The 22,313-nt window shown below is 74.9% G+C and carries 17 protein-coding genes; 7 read left to right on the top strand and 10 right to left on the bottom strand.

Annotated elements, in window-relative coordinates:
- Nucleotides 1–88: 88 nt before the first annotated feature.
- The 5 genes from IEV86_RS12895 to IEV86_RS12875 form a co-directional block, all read right to left on the bottom strand.
- On the bottom strand, nt 89–1,546 hold the full coding sequence (locus tag IEV86_RS12895) for a glycosyltransferase family 4 protein (protein WP_229734641.1): 1,458 nt from the start codon (nt 1,544–1,546) through the stop codon (nt 89–91).
- Nucleotides 1,543–2,727: an ABC transporter ATP-binding protein gene (locus tag IEV86_RS12890; RefSeq protein ID WP_043609167.1), complete on the bottom strand. Its 1,185-nt coding sequence runs from the start codon at nt 2,725–2,727 to the stop codon at nt 1,543–1,545. The genes IEV86_RS12895 and IEV86_RS12890 overlap by 4 nt, the downstream gene beginning before the upstream one ends.
- On the bottom strand, nt 2,724–3,560 hold the full coding sequence (locus tag IEV86_RS12885; RefSeq protein WP_229734640.1) for an ABC transporter permease: 837 nt from the start codon (nt 3,558–3,560) through the stop codon (nt 2,724–2,726). Before IEV86_RS12885 ends, IEV86_RS12890 begins: the two co-directional genes overlap by 4 nt.
- Complete coding sequence (locus IEV86_RS12880) at nt 3,557–4,441, bottom strand: class I SAM-dependent methyltransferase (RefSeq protein WP_052426492.1); 885 nt, start codon at nt 4,439–4,441, stop codon at nt 3,557–3,559. The genes IEV86_RS12885 and IEV86_RS12880 overlap by 4 nt, the downstream gene beginning before the upstream one ends.
- Before the next feature lie 124 nt (nt 4,442–4,565).
- Nucleotides 4,566–7,286, bottom strand: a complete 2,721-nt coding sequence (locus tag IEV86_RS12875; protein WP_052426493.1) for an N-acetylmuramoyl-L-alanine amidase — start codon at nt 7,284–7,286, stop codon at nt 4,566–4,568.
- A 159-nt stretch (nt 7,287–7,445) separates the two neighbouring features.
- On the opposite strand from IEV86_RS12875, the gene rfbB reads away from it, so the two are divergent.
- The 3 genes from rfbB (at nt 7,446) to IEV86_RS12860 (ending at nt 11,277) form a co-directional block, all read left to right on the top strand.
- Nucleotides 7,446–8,441: a dTDP-glucose 4,6-dehydratase gene (gene rfbB, locus IEV86_RS12870; RefSeq protein WP_043609169.1), complete on the top strand. Its 996-nt coding sequence runs from the start codon at nt 7,446–7,448 to the stop codon at nt 8,439–8,441.
- Between the two features lie 117 nt (nt 8,442–8,558).
- Nucleotides 8,559–9,824: an LCP family protein gene (locus IEV86_RS12865; RefSeq protein ID WP_052426494.1), complete on the top strand. Its 1,266-nt coding sequence runs from the start codon at nt 8,559–8,561 to the stop codon at nt 9,822–9,824.
- Between the two features lie 526 nt (nt 9,825–10,350).
- On the top strand, nt 10,351–11,277 hold the full coding sequence (locus tag IEV86_RS12860) for an LCP family protein (protein WP_052426310.1): 927 nt from the start codon (nt 10,351–10,353) through the stop codon (nt 11,275–11,277).
- A 9-nt stretch (nt 11,278–11,286) separates the two neighbouring features.
- On the opposite strand, the gene IEV86_RS12855 is transcribed toward IEV86_RS12860, so the two are convergent.
- The 5 genes from IEV86_RS12855 to IEV86_RS12835 all read right to left on the bottom strand — a co-directional run bounded on the left by IEV86_RS12855 (nt 11,287) and on the right by IEV86_RS12835 (nt 16,569).
- Nucleotides 11,287–12,438: an acyltransferase family protein gene (locus IEV86_RS12855; protein ID WP_052426309.1), complete on the bottom strand. Its 1,152-nt coding sequence runs from the start codon at nt 12,436–12,438 to the stop codon at nt 11,287–11,289.
- Nucleotides 12,439–12,632: 194 nt separating this feature from the next.
- Nucleotides 12,633–13,163 carry a 5-(carboxyamino)imidazole ribonucleotide mutase gene (gene purE, locus IEV86_RS12850; RefSeq protein WP_043607609.1) on the bottom strand — a complete coding sequence of 177 codons (531 nt, stop codon included), beginning with the start codon at nt 13,161–13,163 and terminating at the stop codon, nt 12,633–12,635.
- A gap of 7 nt (nt 13,164–13,170) precedes the next feature.
- On the bottom strand, nt 13,171–14,409 hold the full coding sequence (locus tag IEV86_RS12845; RefSeq protein ID WP_081978795.1) for a 5-(carboxyamino)imidazole ribonucleotide synthase: 1,239 nt from the start codon (nt 14,407–14,409) through the stop codon (nt 13,171–13,173).
- 84 nt (nt 14,410–14,493) lie between these two features.
- On the bottom strand, nt 14,494–15,834 hold the full coding sequence (locus IEV86_RS12840; protein WP_043607608.1) for a sensor histidine kinase: 1,341 nt from the start codon (nt 15,832–15,834) through the stop codon (nt 14,494–14,496).
- A 51-nt stretch (nt 15,835–15,885) separates the two neighbouring features.
- Nucleotides 15,886–16,569, bottom strand: coding sequence for a response regulator transcription factor (locus tag IEV86_RS12835; protein WP_043607618.1), 684 nt, complete (start codon nt 16,567–16,569; stop codon nt 15,886–15,888).
- Between the two features lie 54 nt (nt 16,570–16,623).
- Between IEV86_RS12835 and IEV86_RS12830 the strand changes: the two genes are divergently transcribed.
- The 4 genes from IEV86_RS12830 (at nt 16,624) to IEV86_RS12815 (ending at nt 22,250) form a co-directional block, all read left to right on the top strand.
- Entirely contained in the window at nt 16,624–17,964 is a 1,341-nt protein-coding gene (locus IEV86_RS12830) for a sensor histidine kinase (protein ID WP_043607607.1), read from the top strand.
- The gene (locus IEV86_RS12825; RefSeq protein WP_043607605.1) at nt 17,961–18,692 is read left to right on the top strand and encodes a response regulator; all 732 of its coding nucleotides are present in this window, start codon (nt 17,961–17,963) and stop codon (nt 18,690–18,692) included. Before IEV86_RS12830 ends, IEV86_RS12825 begins: the two co-directional genes overlap by 4 nt.
- A 163-nt stretch (nt 18,693–18,855) precedes the next feature.
- The gene (locus tag IEV86_RS12820; RefSeq protein ID WP_052426311.1) at nt 18,856–19,659 is read left to right on the top strand and encodes an ABC transporter ATP-binding protein; all 804 of its coding nucleotides are present in this window, start codon (nt 18,856–18,858) and stop codon (nt 19,657–19,659) included.
- Entirely contained in the window at nt 19,659–22,250 is a 2,592-nt protein-coding gene (locus IEV86_RS12815; RefSeq protein ID WP_043607604.1) for an ABC transporter permease, read from the top strand. The genes IEV86_RS12820 and IEV86_RS12815 overlap by 1 nt, the downstream gene beginning before the upstream one ends.
- Nucleotides 22,251–22,313 lie beyond the last annotated feature (63 nt).

Genomic DNA, 22,313 nt, shown 5'->3' with positions numbered 1-22,313 from the left:
GGACGGGCCGCCGGCCGCCACGAGGGCGCGGAGGCCGGGGCCAGACCGGCGGACCTGGGTCCGCCCGGGTGACCTGCCCGGACGAACCTCAGCGCCGACGGGCGAGGCGCCAGCGCACCTTGGCGACGACCTGGCGCACGCCACCGGCGCGCAGGTGACGCACCGCGGCCCCGGCGTCGCGCCGGGCGGCCGCGGCGAGCGCGCGCACGCCCGGGCGCGGCGTGACGGAGCCGCTCGCGGCCGCCTCCCGCTCGGCGGCGATCCGCGCGGCGTCGGCGGCGCGTCGCGGCGTACGGCAGAACTCGACGAGCGGCGCGAGGACCACGGGCCACGTGAACTCGGGCGCGACCTCGCGGACCGCGTCGCGTGCGGCGGTCGCGGCGCCGTCACGGTCGACGAGGAGCTCCTCGAGGGCGTCGGCGAGCGCGTCGGCGTCCTCGGGCGGCACGACCCGGCCGAGACCGCGCGCCGCGACGAGCTCCGCGAAGCTGTCGCCTGCGGTCGTCACGATCGGCAGGCCGGTCCACAGGTAGTCGAGGATGCGCGTGCGGAACGAGAACTCGGTCTCGACGTGCGGGAAGTGGCAGCTCACGCCGACGTCGGCGTCGAGCAGGTGGTCGGCGCGGCGCTCGTACGCGACCCAGTCCTCGTTGAAGAACACGTGCCGGCCCGTCAGGCCGAGCTCGTCCGACAGCGCGCGCGTGCGCGTGGCGACCGCCATCTCGGGCACGTCGGGGTTGGGGTGCTTCATGCCGAGGAAGTACAGGCGCACCTCCGGCACGGTGCGCCGCACCCGGTCGACCGCGTGCACGAGCGTCAGCGGGTCGAACCAGTTGTAGACGCCGCCGCCCCACAGGACGACCTTGTCCGTCTCGGCGATCCCCGCGGTCACGCCCTTGACGGCGCGGCGCTCCTGCCGGGGCGGCTCGGCCGAGGTGCCGAAGGGGACGATCGTGATGAGCGACGCGAGCGACGGGTCGGCGTCGTAGGTCTCGGGGTTGATGCGTCCGGCCGCGGCGAGATGGCCGATCCACAGGTCCCGCTGGCGGCGCGACGCGCACAGGAACAGGTCGCCGCGCCGGACCTGGAGCGACAGCTCGCCGAGGGCGAACGCGAGCGCGCGGTGCCGCTCGTCGGTCGGCTTGTACCGGTCGACCTCGAGCGTCTCGAGCTGGAAGGGGTCGTACAGGTCGACGACGAGGACCTGCTCGACCGTCTGCAGCCAGTCGAACGCGTTGAACACGAAGCCCTGCACGACGACGACGTCCGACGCGTCCACCTCGCTGCGGAAGTCGCCCACACCGATGTGCCGCGCCTCGAAGCCCTCGCCCTGACGCGTGCACCGGCCGAACGTCACGAGCCGCACGTCGTGCTCGGGCGCGAGCGCGCGCGAGATCTCCCACGCCCGGATCGCCGGCCCGGCCATCCGGTCCGCGATGGTGTCGAGCGTGACGACGAGCACCCGGCGGCGCGTCGTGGCCGCGGAGGCGTCGGCGCCGGGGGCCGGTGCCACGGAGCCGGCCGCGTCCCCGGGGGCCCCGGTCACCGCGACCACCGCCCGTCCAGCGCGAGGTAGCCGCCAGACTCCACCGGGACGCCGGTGACGACGCCGAGCCGCGCGCCCTCGCGCAGGTAGTCGAAGACGTGCAGCGTCGACTGGTCGACGACGGAGGCCATGACGTGGAACGACCCGGGCTGGAGCATGAGCCGCGGGATGCGGCACTCGACGACGCCGGTGCCCTCGATCTGGTCGACCTCGAAGTGGAGGTCCTTGGTGTTGTTCGCCCACAGGTACACGCCGTCGTGCGACTCCATCGCGAGGCCGAACACAGGCCGCTCGATGCGCTGCCGCGCGGTGTAGTGGATGCGGATCGTCAGCTCCTCGCCCGTCCGCACGGTGTCCACGCGCCGCCCGTCGCTCACGAGCTCGACGTCGTCGACGACGGCTTCGCCGCTGCCCCAGTGCACCCGGCCGCGCTCGTCGGTGCGCACGTCGGTCCGGCTCGCGTCCTGGTACCGCTCGAGGACCGCGTTGGCCTCGCCCGTCTCGACGAGCTCGCCGTGCGACAACCACGCGACCTGGTCGCACATGGTCCGCAGCGTCGGCACCGAGTGGCTCACGACGACGACCGTGCGGCCCTCGCGCCGGAACTCGGAGAACTTCTCGGCGCACTTCTCCTGGAACGCGGCGTCACCCACCGCGAGGACCTCGTCGACGAGGAGGATCTCGGGGTCGACGTGGATCGCGACCGAGAACCCGAGCCGCACGTACATGCCCGACGAGTAGTTCTTCACGGGCTGGTCGATGAACTGCTCGACGCCCGAGAACCCGACGATGCTGTCGAACTTGGAGTCGATCTCCTGCTTGGTCATCCCCAGGATCGACCCGTTGAGGTAGACGTTGTCCCGGCCCGAGAGCTCGGGGTGGAAGCCCGAGCCGACCTCCAGCAGCGCGGCCATCCGTCCGCGGCGCGTGATCGTCCCGGCGTCGGGCGTGAGGATCTTCGCGATGCACTTGAGCAGGGTCGACTTGCCCGAGCCGTTGTCGCCGATCAGGGCGAACGTCGACTGCTGCGGGATCTCGAAGCCGACGTCGCGCAGGGCCCAGAAGTCCTCGTGCACGGACCGCCGTCGGCGCATGACGGCGGCCTTCAGCGACTGGTTGCGCTCGTGGTAGATGCGGAAGCGCTTGGAGACGCCGTCGACCGTGATGGCTGCGTCGCTCACAGCAGCTCCGCGAGCTTGCCCTGGTGCCGCTGGAAGACCCACGCGCCGACGACCAGCGCGACGGCCGTCCAGCCGACGCAGTAGAGCACCGACCCGAGGTCGGGCAGCCGGTTGTCGTACAGCAGGTTCCGGAAGACCTCCATGAACCGCTCCATCGGGTTGAGCCGGTAGACGTCGAGCACCGTGATGCCGCCCGGCAGCGGACCGATCCGGTCCGACTGCTCCGCGACGATCGATACCGGGTACAGCACGGGCGTCAGGTAGAACCACGCCTGGAACAGGATCGACGACAGGTGCGTCACGTCGCGGAAGTAGACGTTCGCGATCGCGAAGACCATCGCGACACCGGTCGCGAACAGCGCGAGCAGCGCCATCACGAGCACGACGAGCGGGAGGTAGACCCACACCTGCGCGCCGAGGACGACGAGCACGACCGCGAGGACGAGCATCTCGATCGACCACGTGAACATGGTCGAGAGCGTCGTCGCCACGATGAGCACGCTGCGAGGGAACCAGACCTTCTTGATGAGGTTCTCGTTGCCGACGAGCGCCCCCATGCCGCCGTTCACGACGCCGATGAAGAACGACCAGGGCAGCAGGCCGCACAGCAGGAAGACGGGGAACGAGTGCAGTCCGCTCGGGTCACCCTCGGGCACGGGGACCTGCAGGATGATCCCGAAGACGGCGGAGTAGATGAGCATCGCCGCGATCGGGTTCGCGAGCGACCAGAGCTGACCCAGCGCGGTGCGCTTGTACTTGCCCTTGACCTCGCGGCGCGTGAGGTTGGCGAGGAGCTCCGGCGAGCGCCGCAGCTCGCGGACGAGCTCGATCAACGCGCGCCTCCCCGCGCACGCAGGAGCCGGCCGTAGACGGCCCGCGGGGCGGCGAGCAGCCGCATGGACCGCGTCGAGCGCACCGCGTCGAGGTCGGCCCGGGCGCGCGCGAGGTCGGCCTCGAGCCGGACGGCGCGGCCGCGCTCCTCGGCGAGCTGCTGCGCGAGCTCCTCGGCACGCGCACGGACGGCGTCGACCGCCGCGACCGAGTCGTCCGGGACGGCCCGGACGAGGAACTGGTACGTCAGGGCGTCGGGCTGACCGCGGACCCAGTCCACGACACCGGTCGGGAGGGCCGCGCCGTCGACCTCGACCTCGGACGCGAGGGGGTCCTTGGTCGTGGTGCGCACCTCCGCGGCTGCCAGGCCTGCGCCGCGCAGCAGCTCCAGCAGCGTGCGCCGCGTGAAGAAGCGGATGTGGGTCCGGTCGAGGAGCCCGAGCTCCTGGTACTCCCACCGACCCTGGAGCAGCGCGAGCCGGACGGACCCGTGCGAGACGTTGGGCATCGAGATCACGACGGACCCACCCGGGGCCAGCAGGCCGACTAGGCGGCGCAGCACCGGTGCGGGGTCCGCGAGGTGCTCGAGGATGTCGCCGCACACGATGACGTCGTACCGGCGCCCCTCGAGCTCGGCGTCGAGGTCGAGCGTCGTCAGGTCCCCGACGACGACGTGCCGGAGCGCCTTCGCCGCCGTCGCGGCCGCGTCGGCGTCGTACTCCACGCCGTCCACGACGCACCCGCGCGCGACCAGCTCGGCACCGAGGTAGCCCGTCGCGCAGCCGACGTCCAGCACGGTCTTGTTGCCGCCGACGAGGTCGAGGAGCTGGACGTGGCTGTTGTTGGACACCGAGGGGTCGAGGGTCGTGTCGTACTGGGACATCGCGCTCGCAATCGGTGGTGGGCAGGCCGCGTCAGCATACCCAGCGGGCGCTCGCGACCGGCCGCGCGCCGGGCCCCCGAGGAGCGGGCCCTGGCCCGCGGCCGGTCGCCGCCGGCGGTCGACCTCAGTCGAACCAGCCGTAGACGTCCCCCACGAGGTGCGTCGACCCCTGGTCGTTGTACAGGTCGACCGCACCGTCCCGGCCGAGCGGGACCACGACGAGGTTGGCCTGGTCGCGCCGCCCGGTGTTCATGTCGGACGTCGCCGGCCGCGCCGAGCCCGTGGGCCATGCGGTGACGTACGTCGCACCCGAGGTCTGGCGGGTCGCGGTGAGCGTCATCACGGCGGTCCGCGCACGCTCCGGCAGCACCGCCGGCGACCGGACCGGCAGCGTCCGGGTCTGCCCGGCCCCGACGGCCGGACCGCTCACGCGCGTGTCGAAGGCCCGCACGGGCTGGACGGGGGTGAACCGGCCGTCGCCGCCCGGGCCGAACCACCCGACGACGTCGAGGACGACGTGGGCGTCCGCGCCGACGACCGCGACGTCGAGCGACCCGCGGGCGAGCGCGACCGTCGTCCGGTTCGCGACGTCCGCACCCGGCAGGTGGTTGACCGTGGAGGTCGCCGTGACCGACGCGCCGGACGGCACGACCGCGACGTACCCGTTGCCGCGCGAGACGACCGAGGTCGCGTTGACGACGACGGCCGTCGCGTCGGCGGGGACGCCGCGCGTCCCGGCGACCTTGACCGTGCGCCGCACGCCGTTCGTCATGGCCGCGCCGCCGCCGGTCCGCGAGTCGAGCACGCGGGCGGCCTCGGCGAGCGGCTCGAAGCCGCCCGAGCCCGCGGTCGTGTAGTACCCCGTGACGTCGACGACGAGGTGCGTGCTGCCCGCGTTGTTCAGCAGGCTCACCTTGCCCTCCCCGCCGACGCCGACGACGACGCCCGAGGCGGCTGCCGAGCGGCCGGCGTCCGCGTTGAGGACCGAGGCCGTCGGCGGTCGGCCGCCGGCGGGCCACGCCTGCACGAAGGTCGTCCGCGAGGGGCTCACGGCGGTGACGTTGAGCGCGACGGCGCGCGCCGACGACGGGACCCCCTTGACGCCCGCGACGACGACGTCGACGCGCCCGGCCTCGCCGAGCGACTTCGCGCCGGGGCGCGTGTCGAGGACGCGCGCGGGGGTGATGGGGACGAACCGCAGGTCGCCCGTGAGCGCGACCGGGGCGACGCTCGGCGGGGCCGGCAGGCTCCCGGTGACCTCGACCGTGGTGTGCCACGGGAGGACGCGCGAGTCGGAGGACGAGAGGGTCACGCGGTAGGTCCCGGGGCCGACCGACGTCCGGGTCGTGTCGTCGGCGTTCCACGTCAGCGACGCGGTCCCGCCGTGACCGGCCGTGCCGCTCCCCCCGCCGACGAGCACGTTCGTGCGCGCGTCGCGGATCTCGACGCGCCACGGTACGGCGCCCAGGACGCGCGCCCGGACGGTCAGCTGACCACCGACGCGCACGCTCGAGGCCGTGACCCCCGCGTCGACGAACGACGGCGTCACGTACTCGCGGGCCCGCGCACGGACGCCCGGGAGCGTCGAGTAGCCCCCCACCCCGGGGCACGCGGTGTACGCGACGTCACGGTGACCGAAGATCCGGGGCAGCGTGATCGTCGTTCCCGGCGGCACGGACGAGTTCTGCCCGCCCGCGGTCGTGATCGTCACCGTCCCCGCGGGGTCGCGGTGGTAGGCGCGCAGCCGCGACGCGGCGACCCACGCGACCGCGTCCTCGACGGCGGGCGAGGGCGTCGTCGTCGTGTAGGTGCCGAGCATCGAGATGCCGACGCTGCTCGTGTTGAACCCGCCCGCGTGGACGCCGACCACGGCGGCCTGCGCGCTGCCCGCGCGCCCCTCGTAGACGTTGCCCCACTTGTCGACGACGAAGTTGTAGCCGAGGTCGCACCAACCCCGGCCGTTGATGTGGAAGAGGGCGTCGTTGCGCAGCTGCTGCATCGCCTGGCCCACCGTCGCGTAGGCGTTCGACCCGGCGGTGTGGTGCAGGACGACGTGCGTGACCGTCGACGCGACGCTCGGCGTGCAGACCTGGGCGGGCGCACCCCACTCGGCGCGGCTGATGACGCGGCGCGCGGGCAGACCCGCCTCCGCGAGCGCGGCCAGGTCGGCGTCCGCGGTCCCGGTGGCCGCGACCGGGGTGGTGTCGACCTCGGGCGACCCGACCAGGACGAGCGCCATGCCGTCCGGGGCGGGCGCGTCCGCCGGCAGCGAGACCTCGACGGCCTCGGCGTCGTCGCCGACCCACACGGGGTCGGTGCCGGCGCGCACGGCGCGCTCGGCGTCGGCCGTGCCCCGGTCGGGCGCGTCGTCCGCGAGCGGGACCGGCTCCCAGTCCGACCACGCGCCGTCGGTGAGGGTCCGCAGCCGGACGTCGGCGGGGTCGACGCCGCCCGCGTCCCACGTCACCCCGACGGTCTGCACGCCGTCGAGCGCGACCGGCCCGGTCAGCACGCGACCGTCGGCGACGTCGTCGGCGACCACACCCTCGTCGGGGACGTCCTGCAGGCGCAGCGGAGCGACCTGCTCGGCGCCGGCGTCCGACGACGCGGCGGGCGCGACGGTGACCGGGACCTCCTCGACGACGGTGCCGTCGGGGAGGTGGTCCGCCGCGTCCGCGGCAGGCGCCACGGTGCCGCCCGGGGCCTGTGCCGCGGGGTCCGTCGCCGTGCTGGTCGCGGGTGCCGGGGTGGTGGGCGCCGGGGACGGCGCGGCGCCTGCCGCGGGGGCCACGGCCACCGCAGTCGTGACGGCGACGAGGAGCGGGACGAGGACGCGCGGAGCCATGAGGATCCCTCGGAGCAGGAGGTGGGACGTCGACAGTGTCGACCGTCGGGGGCCGAAGATGAACCTTCGGCGGGCCGATGCCCGGAACGTCCGCATTCGCCGCAGGGCGTGGTCGCTACGCTCGGCGCATCAGTCCCCACTTCCCAGGAGGCCCGCACCGTGCGCCTGCTCGTGACCGGCGGAGCCGGGTTCATCGGCTCCAACTTCGTCCACCAGACCGTGCGCGAGCGCCCCGAGGTCGAGGTCACGGTGCTCGACGCCCTGACCTACGCGGGCGACCGGGCGAGCCTCGCGCCCGTCGCCGACCGCGTGCGGCTCGTCGAGGGCGACGTGGCGGACGCCGAGCTCGTCGACCGCCTGGTCGCGGACGCGGACGTCGTCGTGCACTTCGCGGCCGAGTCGCACAACGACAACTCGCTGTCGAACCCGTGGCCGTTCGTCCAGACCAACGTCGTCGGGACCTACACGCTGCTCGAGGCCGTGCGCCGGCACGAGCGCCGGTACCACCACATCTCGACCGACGAGGTCTACGGGGACCTCGAGCTCGACGACCCGGCCAAGTTCACGCCCGAGACGCCGTACAACCCGTCGAGCCCGTACTCCTCGACCAAGGCCGCGAGCGACCTGCTGGTCCGCGCGTGGGTCCGCTCGTTCGGGGTCCAGGCGACGATCTCGAACTGCTCGAACAACTACGGTCCGTACCAGCACGTCGAGAAGTTCATCCCGCGCCAGATCACCAACGTGATCGACGGCGTGCGGCCCAAGCTCTACGGCACGGGCGAGAACGTGCGCGACTGGATCCACGTCGAGGACCACAACTCGGCGGTGTGGGCGATCGTCGACCGCGGTCGGATCGGTGAGACCTACCTCATCGGGGCCGATGGCGAGATGAACAACAAGGACGTCGTGGAGCTCATCCTCGAGCTCATGGGACAGCCCGCCGACGCGTACGACCACGTCAACGACCGGCCCGGCCACGACATGCGCTACGCGATCGACGCGACGCGCCTGCGCGACGAGCTCGGCTGGGAGCCGCGGTACCGCGGCTTCCGCGACGGCCTCGCCGCCACCATCGACTGGTACCGCGCGAACGAGGCGTGGTGGCGGCCGCAGAAGGACGCGACCGAGGCCAAGTACGCCCAGCTGGGTCGCTGAGCCCCCGGTGGCGCCGCGACGGTTCCGCGGCGCCACCGGCGATCTCCACGGATCCTCCACGGTCCGGCCGCAGGTGTCCCCCGAGATGCGCGGACGCCGCTCCTATGCTTGTGGCCCGTGAGTCCCCGCCACGCCGCCGACCCGGCCCCGCGCGCCGTCCGTCACGCGCGCCGGCTGCGCAGCCACCGGGTCGCGCGCGCGGTCGCCCTGCTCGCCACCGCCGGCCTCTCGTTCGGCGCGACCGGGCTGGCCGCCGCCTACGTGAACATCGAGAACAACATCTCGACGGCGGACATCTCCCACCTGACGGGTGACCGGCCGCAGGACAGCGCCGCGTCGAACCCCGACGACCTCGACGCCGGGCAGCCGATCAACCTCCTCGTCATGGGCTCCGACGTGCGCGACGGCGAGAACGCGACGATCGGCGGCGACGTCGAGGGCATGCGCTCCGACACCACGATCCTCGTGCACATCTCCGCGGAGCGGGACCGCGTCGAGCTCGTCTCCATCCCGCGCGACTCGCACGTCGACATCCCCGAGTGCGAGCGCGGCGACGGGTCGACCACGCGGGCGCGCGACACCCGGTTCAACGAGGCCTTCTCGCTCGGCGGCCAGAGCGGCGAGGTGACCGACGCCGCAGCGTGCACCATCCGCACCGTCCAGTCGCTCACGGGCGTCGCGATCGACCGGTGGGTCGTCGTCGACTTCGCGGGCTTCATCAGCATGGTCGACGCGCTCGGCGGCATCCCGATGTGCATCCCGACGGACATGAGGTCGGCCGAGGCGGGGCTCGACATCACAGCCGGTCAGCACGTGCTCGACGGGCCGACCGCGCTCGCGCTGGCCCGCGCACGCAAGGGCGTCGGCCTCGGTGACGGCTCCGACACCGGTCGCGTCGAGCGCCAGCAGCAGCTCCTCGCGGCGACCGTCAACGAGGTGCTCTCCAAGAACCTCCTGACCGACTTCCCCGCGCTCTACCGCTTCCTCACGGCCGCGACCCGGTCCCTCACGTCGGACCCCGCGACGGGCAACATCACGACACTCGCGGGGCTCGCCTACAGCCTGCGGGGCGTCCCGAGCGGCAACATCCACTTCATGACGGTTCCGTTCACGCCCTGGCCGGGTGACGAGAACCAGGTCGAGTGGACCTCCGACGCCGACCTGATCTTCGAGCGCATCGCGGCGGACGAGCCCGTCGTCGCGCAGGCGCCCGCCGCCGGACCGACCCCGACCGAGGGCACGGACGGTACGGACGGCACCGAGGGGCCGCCAGGGACCGACGGCGGCACCGGCACCGACGGGACCGGTGCGACGCCGGACCCGTCGACGGAGCCCACGGTCGACACCATCACGCCCGACGACGTCACGACGGTCTGCGGCTGACGTGACCGACGACAAGGACCGCGAGCCCCCTCGCCGGACGTCGAGCCGGGCCCGCGACGGCGGCCCGGTGCGTCCTGCGGCCGCCCGCGACGGCGCGCCCGGCGTGCCCCGACGCCGCCCCGTCAGCGGCGCCACGACCGCTCCCGGCGCGTCCGGCGCGCCGGGCGCGTCGACCCCGCCGTCGTTCGCGCCACGCGGCGCGGCACCTCGGGCGCCCCGCGCCGACGGCTCACCGATCGTCGTGGGGGACGGCCGTCCTGCGGCCCCCCGCCGCCCGGCCGCGCCGCGCGCGACCGGCACGTCGACCCGTGCGGCCGGCGCGTCGGCGCCCGCGACACGCTCGCCCGGCACGCCCCCGTCGATCGCGCCGTCGTCGCGCACCGGCGCCGCCGCCGGTGCCGCCGCCGGCCCGGCTGCCTCGGCCAGACCCGCTCCCGCCACCCCGCCGCCCGCGACGCGCGCAGCGGCGCCCGCTCCGGCCGGCAGCCGGGTCCCGACCCGCCCGCGCGGGTCGCGCCGCCGCCGCGTGCTCGCGGTCGGCGCCGTCGTCCTCGCGCTGGTGCTGGCGTGGCCGATCGGGCTCGCGCTGTGGGCCGACTCGCGCCTCGAGCACGTCGACGTGCTCACGGACGCGGCGGACACGCCGGGCGTCACGTACCTGCTCGCGGGGTCCGACTCGCGCGACGGGGCGATCGCCGAGGACGGCACCGAGGGTGCTCGGACCGACACGATCATGCTCCTGCACGACGCCACGTCGGGACCGTCGGCGCTCATCAGCCTCCCGCGCGACGCGTACGTCGAGATCCCGGGCAACGGCCCGAACAAGCTGAACGCCGCGTACTCGTGGGGCGGCGCGCCGCTGCTCGTGCAGACCGTCGAGCAGCTCACCGGCCTCAAGGTCGACCACTACGTCGAGGTCGGCTTCGGCGGTGTCGAGGGCGTGGTCGACGCGGTCGGCGGCGTCGAGCTCTGCTACGACCAGGTGGTGGACGAGCCGCTGAGCGGCCTGGTGTGGCCCGAGCCCGGGTGCCGCACGGTCGACGGCGCGACCGCGCTCGCCTTCGCCCGGATGCGGTACGCCGACCCGACGGGCGACATCGGGCGCGGCGCACGCCAGCAGCAGCTCATCAGCTCGCTCAGCTCGTCGCTGGCGGACCCCGGCGTCCTCGTCGACCTCCCCGCGCAGGTCTCGCTCGCACGGGCCGGGACGGACGCTCTGACGACGAGCACGGGCACCGGGATCGTCGACCTGGGTCGTCTCGCGCTCGCCTTCCGCAGCGCGACGGGCCCGGGCGGCATCACCGGGACGCCGTACCTCGCGGACCTCGACCACCGGCCTGGTGGCGTCGGCTCGACCGTCCTCCTCGACGACGAGCGCAACCCCGCGCTGTGGGAGGGCCTGCGTGAGGGTTCGCTCCCGGCCGGCCCGGTGGGCGGGCTCCCCGAGGGCTGAACCCCGTCGTCAGGCGGTCTGGGGACGGAACCCGACGGTCCGACGGCGCGGCGCGGACCGGGCGCCGAGCAGCTCCTCGAGCCGGCGCCGCGCCCAGGGGGCGGCGTGCCGCTCGACGGCGTGGTGCAGGGCCGCGGCGAGCGCGACCGACAGCACGACCGCGACCCCGAGGGTGACGTACGTGGGCAGGTGCGCGGAGAGCTGCGCGATCGCCCACCAGCCCCAGTACTCGTGCACGAGGTAGAGCGGGTACGTCAGCGCGCCGAGCGCTGCCAGCGGCGCCCACGAGACCTGGGACACGCGCGTGAGCGCGACGACGGCGACGGTCGCGAAGCAGCCGACCGTCAGCGCCGCGAGGATCCAGGGGTTGGGCTCGAAGACGGTGTTCCGGCTCAGCGAGCCCATCTGCGCAGGGACGATCGTGCTCAGGGCGATCGCCACGTTGAGGCCGACGAGCGCCCAGGGCAGCCGCGCGTGGCCGTCGCGGTGGATCAGGTAGAGGAGCATCCCGCCCGCGAACAGGGGCGCGTACCGGCTGATGAGGACCTCCTGCAGGACGTGCGCGCCGGACAGCTCGGCGGCGAGGCCGGCGACGGGCCACAGCCCGGCGAACGCCAGGACCCGCGAGCGCGTGACGCCCACCGCGACGAGCAGCAGGACGAGCGCGTAGAACCGCAGCTCGACCCACAGCGTCCAGTAGACGCCGTCGACGTGACGGACGCCCACGAGCTCCTGGAGCAGGGTCGCGTTGACCGCGACCTCGCCCAACGAGACCTGCTTGCCGTCGCGCCACAGCACGAGCAGGAGGAGGCTCGTGAGGGCCAGAGCGGTCCAGTAGGCCGGGTAGATGCGCGCGAGCCGCGACGCGGCGACCTGCGGCACGCTGCGACCCCATGCGGTCCACAGGATGACGAACCCGCTCACGACGAAGAAGAGCTCCGGGGCGAGCGCGAAGTACGTCGCGACGTGGCCCAGGACGGGGAAGCGCTCACCCGGCGCCTCGCCCCAGCCGGTGTGCCAGCGGGCGACGAAGTGGTACAGGACGACGCCCGCGGCAGCGAGGAAGCGGACGCCGTCGAGCGCGTGCAGGCGGGGGCGCGCAGGCGTGCGAGGCTCCGCCGCAGGGGCTGCGGCGAGCGGCGCGGGACGCGTCGTGACCATTTCGTGACCATAACCGCGGTCCTCCGAGATCGCCCGCGGACCGCTCGGGCCGCCGCACGGACCAGCGCGACACCGGGCAGGTCACGCGGAGCCCTCGCTCAGGCGGTGCCTCGGTCGAGCGGTGCCTCGGTCGAGCGGTGCCTCGGTCAGGCGGCGCCTCGGTCAGGCGGTGCCTCGGTCAGGCGGCGCCTCGGTCAGGCGGTGAAGCCCGTCGTCGACCCGCGCCTGGCCCGCAGCCGCTCGCCCTTGGCGACGGCCTGCTCGCGGAGCCCCTCCTGGAACTGGGCCATGCGGGACCGCAGGGCCGCCCCCCGGTCGTCGTCGGCCGCGGCGAGGATGCGCACCGCGAGCAGGCCCGCGTTCCGGGCGCCGCCGACGGACACCGTGGCGACCGGGACCCCCGCCGGCATCTGCACGATCGACAGGAGCGAGTCCATGCCGTCGAGGTGCGCGAGCGGCACCGGGACGCCGACGACCGGCAGGGGCGTGAGCGACGCGAGCATGCCCGGCAGGTGCGCGGCGCCGCCGGCGCCGGCGACCAGCACGCGCAGGCCCCGGTCGGCCGCTCCACGGCCGTACGCGACCATGTCCTCCGGCATCCGGTGCGCAGAGACGACGTCGACCTCGTACGGCACCGCGAACTCGTCGAGCGCCTGCGCCGCGGCCTCCATGACGGGCCAGTCGGAGTCCGAGCCCATCACGACACCCACCAGGGGCTGATCCATCACGTCCTCACTCCCCCGGCGCGTCCGCGCCGCCCGTCGTGCCCGGCGCGTCCGCGCCGCCCGTCGTGCCCGCGCCGCGCACGTCGCGCGTCGCCGTGCTGCCCTGCAGCGCCGCGGCGGCCACGGCCGCGCGCTCCCGGACGTCGTCCAGGTCGTCCCCGTAGACGGTGACGTGCCCGAGCTTGCGTCCCGGCCGGACCTCCTTGCCGTACAGGTGCACCTTGGCACCCGGGTCACGCGCGACGACGTCGGGCAGCGCGTCCGTGAGGACGCCGTGCTCGCTCCCGAGCACGTTCGCCATGACCGTCCACGGAGCCCGGGCCCCGGTCGCGCCGAGCGGGAGGTCGAGCACCGCGCGCAGGTGCTGCTCGAACTGGCTCGTGACGGAGCCGTCGATGGTCCAGTGCCCCGAGTTGTGCGGCCGCATCGCGAGCTCGTTGACGACGACGCGGGCGGGCGCACCGGACGGCAGCTCGAACATCTCGACCGCGAGCACGCCGGTGACGTCGACCCCCTCGGCGACCCGCAGCGCCGCGTCGACGGCGGCGCGCTCGACGTCGGGATCGAGGCCGGGTGCTGGTGCGACCACCTCGGCGCACACCCCGTCGCGCTGCACCGTCTGCACGACGGGCCACGTCGCGCACTCTCCCGACGGGCGCCGCGCGAGCAGCACCGCGAGCTCCCGCACGAACGGGACCTTCTCCTCCGCGAGCAGCGCGGGCCCACCGTCGGCCGCGGCGGCGAACCAGTCCGCGACCTCGTCGGAGGACCGGACGACGCGCACGCCCTTGCCGTCGTACCCGCCACGCGCGGTCTTGACGACCGCCTCGCCGCCGCACCCCGCCAGGAACGCGTCGAGCGCGGCCGCGTCGGGCAGCTCCGCCCAGCGCGGGCAGGGCACGCCGAGCTCGCCGAGGCGCCGACGCATGACCACCTTGTCCTGCGCGTGCACGAGCGCGGCCGCCGACGGCCGCACGGGGACGCCGCGCGCGGCGACCTCGGCGAGCACGTCGGCCGGGACGTGCTCGTGCTCGAACGTGAGGACCGCCGCCTGGGGCGGGCCCGCCACGAGGTCGACGACCCCCTCGGCCGGGGCGCCCACCGGGGTGTCGACGACGACCTGCGCGGCCGACGTCCCCTCGTGCTCGACGAGGACCCGAAGCCCGATCCCGAGGGCCGTCGCCGCCGGGCTCATCATCCGGGCCAGCTGTCCGCCGCCCACCACCGCCACCACCGGAGCCGTCACGAGCGCCGAGACTAACAACGCGTCGGCGGGGGCCCCGACGCCGTCCGTGGCGGGATCGGGTCCCGCGCGCGGCGGCGCACGGCGTCAGCGGCGGGGTCGGCGCCGCCCGCCGCGCCGCCCGCGCTGCGACACGAGCGATCCCCGCGGGAGCACGACGTTCGGGTCGAGCGTCCGCGGGACGCCGGACAGGAACACCGCGAACACCGGGGGGCGCCGCTGCGCGAGCTCGAGCCGGCCGCCGTCGGCCGCGACGAGGTCGCGAGCGAGCGCCAGACCGAGCCCCGTGCCGCGGCCCGACGTCACCTCGCGCTCGAAGATGCGCGGCGCGAGCTCGTCGGGGACCCCGGGTCCCTCGTCGGTGACCTCGACGACCACGGCGCGCTCGGTACCCGACGGACGCGAGCGCACCGTCGTCGTGCCGCCGCCGTGGACGAGCGAGTTCTCGATGAGCGTCGCGAGCACCTGGGCGAGCGCGCCGGGCGTCGCGAGGACGGCGACGTCGTCGCCGACCTCGACCGCGAGCCGGCGCCCGGCCGCCGCGAACGACGGGTCCCACTCCTCCTGCTGCTGGCGCACGACGTCGAGCAGGTGCACGGCCTCGGTGGTCCCGCCCTGGGCCCGGCGCGAGCGCGCGAGCAGGTCGTCGACCACCGTGACGAGGCGCTCCACCTGCTCGAGGGAGATGCGGGCCTCCTCGCGGACCTCGTCCTTCTCGGTCGCGGAGCTGATCTCCTCGAGCCGCATGGACAGCGCCGTGAGCGGTGTGCGGAGCTGGTGCGACGCGTCCGACGCGAACTGACGCTCGGCCGCGAGGCGGCCGGCCATGCGGTCGGCGCTGCGCGCGAGCTCCGCCGCCACGAGGTCGATCTCCTCGATTCCGGACGGCTCGAGGCGCGGCCGCACCTGGCCCGAGCCGAGCTGCTCGGCGCTCGCCGCGAGGTACACCAGCGGCGCGGCGAGCCGGCGGGCGTGCCAGAGCGCGACCGCGACCCCGGCCGCGACGGCGACCACGGACGCGGCGACGACGAGGCCGACCGCGCGGGCCGTGCGCCAGAACACGTCCCAGTAGGACAGCGACAGGAGCACGACGGCACCCGAGTCGGTCCGGACGACCTGCGGGTAGGCGCGGCCCTCGACCGGCTCGCCCGCACGGAACCGCTCGCCGTCGGCCGTCACGACCGACACGGACGCCGCGAGGCTCCCGTCGTCGCCCCCGACGTAGTACTCGAGCAGCTCGTCGGTGATGGGCCGCTCGGTCGAGAGGCGGGTCTCCACCTGCCGGGCGAGTGCCGCGGCCCGGTTGTCGCGGTCGCGCAGCTCGCCGTCGCGCACGAGCTGCGCGCTGAAGAACGCGAGCGGGATGCCGAGCAGCACGACGGCGAGGGTGACGGCCGCGACCGTCGCCTGGAGCACACGTCGGCGCACTCGTCCTCCTTCTCGACGGGACCGGTGGACGGGACCGGTGGACCGGACCGGTCAGGCGGTGCCGGTCTCGAAGCGGAAGCCCATCCCCCGCACGGTCGAGATGTAGCGCGGCGCGTTCGCGTCGTCGCCGAGCTTGCGGCGCAGCCACGACACGTGCATGTCGAGCGTCTTGGTCGAGCCCGTCGGGTCGGAGTCCCAGACCTGGCGCATGAGCGCGTCGCGCGCCACGACCGAGCCCGCCTCGCGCACCAGCGCGCGCAGCAGGTCGAACTCCTTGGCCGTGAGGTGCAGCTCGCGGTCGCCCTGGAACGCCCGGTGCGCCGCGAGGTCCATCCGGACGTCCTGCGCGACGAGCTCCTCGCCGTCCGCACCGTCGGGGTGCGTGCGCCGCAGCAGGGCACGGACGCGCGCGAGCAGCTCGGCGAGGCGGAACGGCTTGGTCACGTAGTCGTCGGCACCCGCGTCGAGCCCGACGACCAGGTCCACCTCGTCCGCGCGTGCCGTGAGGACGAGGACCGGCGTGCTCAGACCCTGGCCGCGGATCCACCGGGCGACGTCGAGGCCGTCCATGTCGGGCAGGCCGAGGTCGAGGATCACGACGTCGGCACCGGGGGCCGCGTCGATGGCTCCTTGACCCGTGCCTTGCACGACGACGTCGTAGCCCTCCCGACCCAGGGCGCGTGCCAAGGGCTCGGCAATGGCAGGGTCATCCTCCGCCAAGAGAACGTGGGTCATGGCGCCCATGCTGCCACAGCGGGGTCGCCCGTCACCGCACCCTAGGCTGGGCGCGTGCGCTGGTGGGAGCGGGTCGTCGCGTGGGACACGGACCACCGGCTCGCCGTGGACTCCGTCACCGCGGTCGGACTCGCGCTGCTCCTCGTCCCCCTGACGACCGACGTGCTGCGCTACGACAGCCAGGCGCCCGGCGCGCCCGCGGCGGTCACCTACGTCGCGGCGGCCGTCATGGCGTTCGCGACGGCGTTCCGGCGCGTGCGTCCCGTGGCGTCGGCCGTGGTCGTCTTCGCGGCCGCGCTCGCGCACCTGCTCGCGGGCTCGCTGCTCGTCGTGCCCGGTGACCTGCTCGTGCTGCTCGCGCTCTACTCCGTCACCGCGCACGGTCCCGTGTGGGCCTACCGCACCGCGATCACCGGCACGTTCCTGGGGTGCGCGGTCTTCGTCGTCGCCGCCATGGGCGCCGGCGGCCTCGACGACCCGGTGTCGTCGGCGGCGTTCGGCATCGCGATGTCGCTCATGGCGGTCACGGTGTTCGCGATCGGCCTCGTGCGCCGCGCCCGCCGCGAGGCCATCGACGCGCTCGTGGACCGCGCGGCGCGCCTCGAGGTCGAGCGGGACCAGCAGGGCCGCATCGCGACCGCCGCGGAGCGGGCGCGCATCGCGCGCGAGATGCACGACATCGTCGCCCACTCGCTCTCGGTGATGATCGCCCAGGCGGACGGCGGCCGGTACGCCGCGGCGCAGGACCCGGGCGCCGCAGAGCGGGCCCTGACCACCATCGGCGAGACGGGCCGCGCTGCGCTCGGCGACATGCGACGGCTGCTCGGCGTGCTGCGCGCCGACGACCCGGGCCGCCCGGCGGGGCCGCCGACGACGCCCGGAGTCCTGCCCCCGCCGGCCGCTCCGACCGCCCAGCTCTCGCCGCAGCCCGGGGTCGACGACCTCCAGGCCCTCGTCGACCAGGTCCGTGCGAGCGGCGTGCGCGCGTCGCTCGTGCGCCTCGGCGACGCACGGCCGCTGCCACCGGGCACCGGGCTCACGGTGTTCCGCATCGCGCAGGAGTCGCTCACCAACGTCCTCAAGCACGGTGGCCCCGACGTCGCCGTGACCGTCGTCGTGCAGTGGCGCCCGTCGTCGCTCACCGTCGAGATCACCGACGACGGGCGCGGTGCCGCCGCGACCTCCGACGGCGCGGGGCAAGGCGTGCTGGGCATGCGTGAGCGCGCCGCGATGCTCGGCGGGACGCTCGCGGTCGGCCCCCGGCCCGGGGGCGGCTACCGCGTGCGGGCCGAGATCCCGCTGCCCACCAGCGCACCGCGGGCGCTCCCCGTCGGCGCGGCGGGCGCCCCGACGACCACCGCGGGCACGGGCCCGACGAGCGAGGAGACCCCATGACCACGCCTTCCGAGAGCGCGCCCCTCGAGAGCGCCCCCGTCCGCGTCGCGCTCGTCGACGACCAGCAGCTCGTCCGGGCGGGCTTCCGGATGGTCATCGACTCCCAGCCGGACCTCGAGGTCGTGGTCGAGGCCGGCGACGGGGTCGAGGCGCTGCGCCGGCTCGCGGTCGTCCCTGTCGACGTCGTCCTCATGGACGTGCGCATGCCCCAGCTCGACGGGCTCGCCGCGACCGCGCGGCTCACGGGTGCCCACGACGGGCAGGCGGCAGGCCCCGCCGACGGAGCCGTGCCGCGCGTCATCGTCCTCACGACGTTCGACCTCGACGAGTACGTCCTCGCCGCGATCAAGGCCGGGGCGAGCGGGTTCCTGCTCAAGGACGCCCCGCCGGAGGAGATGCTCGCGGCGATCCGCACCGTGCACCGCGGCGACGCCGTCATCGCGCCGTCGTCGACCCGCCGCCTGCTGGAGCACCTCGTGACGGCGCTCCCGGACGACGACGCGGCCGCACCGCACCCGGGCGTCGCCGAGCTCACCGACCGCGAGCGCGAGGTGCTCCTGCTCATGGCGCGCGGGCGGTCGAACACCGAGATCGGGCGGGACCTCTTCGTCGCCGAGGCGACCGTCAAGACCCACGTCGGCCGCATCCTCGCGAAGCTCGGCGCGCGGGACCGCGTGCAGGCCGTCGTCGTCGCGTACGAGAGCGGCCTCGTCCGTCCGGGGGCCTGACCCGAGGTCCGTGGGCGGACCGGTGCGCCCGGCCGGTCCCCCCTCGGGATGACCTCGGGCCCGGCACCGACCATGCCCCGGCTCGACGCGGCGCGGGTGCCCGGCTCCGTAGCGTCGACGCGTACCAGCGAACACGACCCAGGAGGCCTCCGTGCCGTACGACCTGCCGCCCGACCCCCGGTCCCTGCCGACCACCGTCCCCACGGGCGCGCCGACGACCGCCGTCCGCGCCCGCGGGCTGACCAAGGTCTACGGGACGGGTGAGGCCGCCGTCGTCGCGCTCGACCGCGTCGACGTCGACTTCGCCTCGGGCGCGTTCACCGCGATCATGGGGCCGTCGGGCTCCGGCAAGTCGACGCTCATGCACCTGCTCGCCGGGCTCGACAGCGCCACGTCGGGGCACGCGCACCTGGGTGCGACCGAGATCACCGGGATGGACGACCGGGCGCTCACGCGTCTGCGCCGCGACCGGGTGGGCTTCGTGTTCCAGTCGTTCAACCTGCTCCCGATGTTCACGGCCGAGCAGAACGTCGTCCTGCCGCTCGACCTCGCGAACCGGACGCCCGACCGCGGCTGGTTCGAGACGCTCGTCGACACCCTCGGCCTGCGGGACCGCCTGACGCACCGCCCCGCCGAGCTCTCGGGCGGGCAGCAGCAGCGCGTCGCGATCGCGCGGGCACTGATCGGCCGACCCGAGGTCGTGTTCGCCGACGAGCCCACGGGCAACCTCGACTCGCGGGCGGGCGCGCAGGTGCTCAGCTTCCTGCGGCGCTCGGTGCGCGAGCTCGGCACCACGGTGATCATGGTCACGCACGACCCGTCCGCCGCGGCGTACGCGGACCGCGTCGTCCTGCTCGCCGACGGCCGGATCGCGGGCGACATCTCCGACCCGACGCCCGAGTCGGTGCTCGCGGGCCTCGACGCCCTGCGCTCGCTCGACGAGCCCACCGCCACGGCGGTGCGCTGATGCTGCGCCTCACGCTCGCGCAGATGCGCCGCAGCATCGGACGGCTCACCGCCGCGGGGATCGCGATCGCGATCGGCACCGCGTTCGTCGCGGCGACCCTCGTCGCGGGCGGCGTCATCGAGCGGACGAGCTACGACGCCGTGTCCGCGTCGTTCGCCGACGCCGACCTCGTCGTCGTCCCCGACGCGGACGTGCTCACCGAGCCGGCCCTCGAGCAGCTCCGCGGCCTGCCGGGCGTCGTCGCGGCCGACGGGCAGACCGGGCAGTGGCTCGAGCTCGCGTCGGGCACGCGCAGCACCTACCGCGAGGTGACCCCGCGGGCCTCGCACCCGCGGCTCGAGTCCCAGGACGTGGTCGAGGGGCGGTTGCCCGAGGCGTCGGGCGAGGTGAGCCTGCCGAGCGAGGTCGCCGAGCGGCTGCGCGTCGGGACCGGCGACGAGCTCACGCTCCGGCGCGAGGTGTGGACCCCGGGCGCCGACGTCGAGGACGGCGGCACGTGGTCGACGCAGGACGAGGACGTCGTCGTCGTCGGCCTCACGGAGGACTCGGCCGGCGCCTTCGCGGACACGGGCGGGAGCGTCGTCGCCTTCCCCGACGACGTCCTCGCGTGGACGGCCACGGCCGGGGGCGAGGTCACGTACGCGACGGGTCTGGTCGCGGTCGACGACGGCGTGGACGTCGGCACGGTGCGCGCCACGGTCGCCGACGCGCTCCCCCAGGGGGTCGTCGTCCGGACCGTCGACGAGCAGGCCGAGATCCGCACGCGCGAGCTCACCGGGGACGAGGACGTGTTCACCGCGATCGTCCTCGGCTTCGCGGGCGTCGCCCTCCTCGTCGCGGGCCTCGTCATCACCAACACGTTCCAGGTGCTCGTCGCGCAGCGCACGCGTCTGCTCGCGCTGCTGCGCTGCGTCGGCGCGGACCGGTCGCAGCTGCGCCGGTCGGTGCTCACCGAGGCCACGATCCTCGGCGTCGGGGGGTCGCTCGTGGGCATCGTGTCGGGTGTCGCGCTCGCGCAGGTCCTGCTGACGGTGCTCGGGGGCCTCAACCCCGAGGTCCCGCTGCCGTCCGTGGTGGTCATGACCCCCGCCGTCGTGCTGGCGCCGCTCGTCGTCGGCACGCTCGTCACGGTGCTCGCCGCGCTGTCGCCGGCGCGCGCCGCGACCCGCGTCGCACCGCTCGCGGCGCTGCGGCCGGCCGACGCACCCGCCGTCACGTCGCGTGCCGGGCGACCGCGCCTCGTCGTCGCGAGCGTGCTGCTCGTCGCGGGCGTCGGGCTGCTGCTCGTGGCGGCGCTGGGCCTGTCCCGGATCAGCCCCGTGCTCGCGCTGGGCGTGGGTCTGCTCGGCGGCGCGCTGTCCTTCGTCGGGGTGCTCGTCGGGGCCGTGTTCTGGGTCCCGGGCGTCGTCGGGCGCGTCGGTGCCCTGCTGGGCCGGACGGGTCCCGCCGCTCGCCTCGCGTCCGCGAACGCGGTCCGCAACCCGCGCCGCACCGCCGCGACGAGCACGGCGCTGCTCATCGGCGTGACGCTCGTGGCGATGATGAGCACGGGTGCGGCGAGCGCCCGCACGACGCTGGGCGAGCAGCTCGAGGCGGAGTTCCCGGTCGACGTCGCGCTCGGCCGCGAGTCGTCCGACGCCCAGGAGCAGGTCGTCACCGACGCGCTCGTGGAGACGGTCGCGGCGGTCGAGGGCGTCGAGACGGTCCTGCCGCTGCGCACGCCCGTGCTGCGCCTGGCGGACGGCGACGCCGCGGACACCTCCACGACGACCGGCGCGTACGTCGGGTCGCGCGACGAGCTGACCCGGCTGCTGCGCGCGCCCGAGCAGGTCGAGGGCCTCGCGGACGACACGATCGTCGTCGGCGAGCGGACCGCGACCGACCTGGGGCTCGACGACGGCCAGCTGGTCGAGGTCTCCGCGGTCGACGAGGCGACCGGCGAGCCGGTCGGCGACGGGAGCGCGTCCCTGACGGTCGTCGTCTCGACGCTCAAGTACGGCACGGTCGTCACCCCGGCGACGCTCGAGGCGACGGGCGCCGACGTGCCCGTGGACGAGGTGTGGGTGCGGCTCGCGGACGACGCCGACGTGGCCGGCACGGTCGCGGACCTGCAGGACGCGGTGGCGGAGTCCCCCGTGTGGGTCTCCGGGGCGGCGCTCGAGCGCGCGATGTTCCAGCGCGTCATCGACACGCTGCTCGCGGTCGTCGTCGGGCTGCTCGCGGCGGCCGTGGTCATCGCGCTCATCGGTGTCGCGAACACGCTGTCGCTCTCGGTCATCGAGCGACGCCGCGAGTCCGCCACGCTGCGCGCGATCGGTCTGTCACGCCGTCAGCTGCGGGGCACGCTCGCGGTCGAGGGGATGGTCATCGCGGGCGTCGGAGCGCTGCTGGGCTCGGTCCTCGGGCTCCTGTACGGCTGGGCCGGGTCCGCGACGGTGCTCTCCGTCGTCGGGGAGGTCCGGCTCGAGGTCCCGTGGCGCGACCTCGCGCTCGTCCTCGTCGTCGCCGTCGGGGCCGGTCTGCTCGCGTCGGTCCTGCCCGGCCGTGCCGCGGCGCGCACGTCGCCCGTGCAGGCGCTCGCGGTGGACTGACGCGTCGACGGGCCGGCCGATCGGCCGGCCCCAGGTCGAGCCGGGGCCGTCGAGGTCGCAGAG

The sequence above is a fragment of the Cellulomonas carbonis genome, assembly GCF_014636275.1.
GTDB classification, from domain to species: domain Bacteria; phylum Actinomycetota; class Actinomycetes; order Actinomycetales; family Cellulomonadaceae; genus Actinotalea; species Actinotalea carbonis.
Note: the sequence above shows the minus strand (reverse complement) of the source record. Positions and strands in the feature narration are given on the sequence as shown.